Origin of the sequence: Limosilactobacillus coleohominis (assembly GCF_016901675.1) — a bacterium.
In the GTDB taxonomy this organism is placed as follows: Bacteria; Bacillota; Bacilli; order Lactobacillales; family Lactobacillaceae; genus Limosilactobacillus; species Limosilactobacillus intestinavium.
Genome location: NZ_JACJKU010000154.1, coordinates 1 through 1,145, shown reverse-complemented (window position 1 = coordinate 1,145; position 1,145 = coordinate 1). Strand labels below are relative to the sequence as shown.

Below are 1,145 nucleotides of genomic sequence, written 5' to 3'. Positions count from 1 at the left end.
TGATGGCTTGAAGGATACACCTGTTCCCATGCCGAACACAGAAGTTAAGCTTCAACGCGCCAAAAGTAGTTGGGGGATCGCTCCCTGCGAGGATAGGACGTTGCCACGCTTTATGGAGGATTAGCTCAGTTGGGAGAGCATCTGCCTTACAAGCAGGAGGTCACAGGTTCGAGCCCTGTATCCTCCATTGAGTTGAAAAACTCATGAGCCGTTAGCTCAGTTGGTAGAGCATCTGACTTTTAATCAGAGGGTCGGCGGTTCGAACCCGCCACGGCTCATTACAATTTGCCGACTTAGCTCAGTTGGCTAGAGCACCTGTCTTGTAAACAGGGGGTCGGAGGTTCGAGTCCTCTAGTCGGCATTAACTAAATATTTTGCGGAAGTAGTTCAGTGGTAGAACATCACCTTGCCATGGTGGGGGTCGCGGGTTCGAATCCCGTCTTCCGCTTTGCCAATTCCATCTTTGTTTTATTATTATGCCGGGGTGGCGGAATTGGCAGACGCACAGGACTTAAAATCCTGCGGTCAGTGATGACCGTACGGGTTCGACCCCCGTCCTCGGCATTATCTTGCACCCATAGCGCAATTGGATAGAGTGTCTGACTACGAATCAGAAGGTTGCAGGTTCGACTCCTGCTGGGTGCATTTTTTCGGAAAGTAGCTCAGCTTGGTAGAGCACCTGGTTTGGGACCAGGGGGTCGCAGGTTCGAATCCTGTCTTTCCGATTTATAGTAAAATATACTATAACTTAATTCGCGGTGTAGCTCAGCTGGCTAGAGCGTCCGGTTCATACCCGGGAGGTCGTGGGTTCGATTCCCTCCGCCGCGATTTGGGTGGTTGTTTTGGACCTTTAGCTCAGTTGGTTAGAGCAAGCGGCTCATAACCGCCCGGTCGTAGGTTCGAGTCCTACAAGGTCCATTTACCGTAAGGTAAATGATTACATTATTATGGAGGATTACCCAAGTGGCTGAAGGGGGCGGTCTTGAAAACCGCTAGGCCGGGCAACCGACGCAAGAGTTCGAATCTCTTATCCTCCTTTTATTATCGCGGGGTAGAGCAGTCTGGTAGCTCGTCGGGCTCATAACCCGGAGGTCGTTGGTTCAAATCCAGCCCCCGCAATTTTGGTCCGTTGGTCTAGTTGGTTT

11 tRNA genes and 1 rRNA gene are annotated in these 1,145 nt (G+C 51.3%); all 12 read left to right on the top strand.

Going from position 1 to position 1,145, the window contains the following annotated elements:
- Positions 1-109: ribosomal RNA gene (gene rrf, locus H5975_RS08260) — 5S ribosomal RNA — on the top strand; the annotation flags it as partial.
- A gap of 5 nt (positions 110-114) precedes the next feature.
- Positions 115-187, top strand: a tRNA-Val gene (locus tag H5975_RS08255).
- A gap of 18 nt (positions 188-205) precedes the next feature.
- Positions 206-278 (top strand) — tRNA-Lys (locus H5975_RS08250).
- A 9-nt stretch (positions 279-287) separates the two neighbouring features.
- Positions 288-361 (top strand) — tRNA-Thr (locus H5975_RS08245).
- A gap of 15 nt (positions 362-376) precedes the next feature.
- Positions 377-448, top strand: a tRNA-Gly gene (locus H5975_RS08240).
- Positions 449-478: 30 nt separating this feature from the next.
- A tRNA-Leu gene (locus H5975_RS08235) sits at positions 479-564 on the top strand.
- Positions 565-571: 7 nt separating this feature from the next.
- Positions 572-645 (top strand) — tRNA-Arg (locus tag H5975_RS08230).
- Positions 646-651: 6 nt separating this feature from the next.
- Positions 652-725 (top strand) — tRNA-Pro (locus tag H5975_RS08225).
- 29 nt (positions 726-754) lie between these two features.
- Positions 755-828, top strand: a tRNA-Met gene (locus H5975_RS08220).
- A gap of 16 nt (positions 829-844) precedes the next feature.
- A tRNA-Ile gene (locus H5975_RS08215) sits at positions 845-918 on the top strand.
- 31 nt (positions 919-949) lie between these two features.
- Positions 950-1,037, top strand: a tRNA-Ser gene (locus H5975_RS08210).
- 8 nt (positions 1,038-1,045) lie between these two features.
- A tRNA-Met gene (locus H5975_RS08205) sits at positions 1,046-1,119 on the top strand.
- Positions 1,120-1,145: the final 26 nt, after the last annotated feature.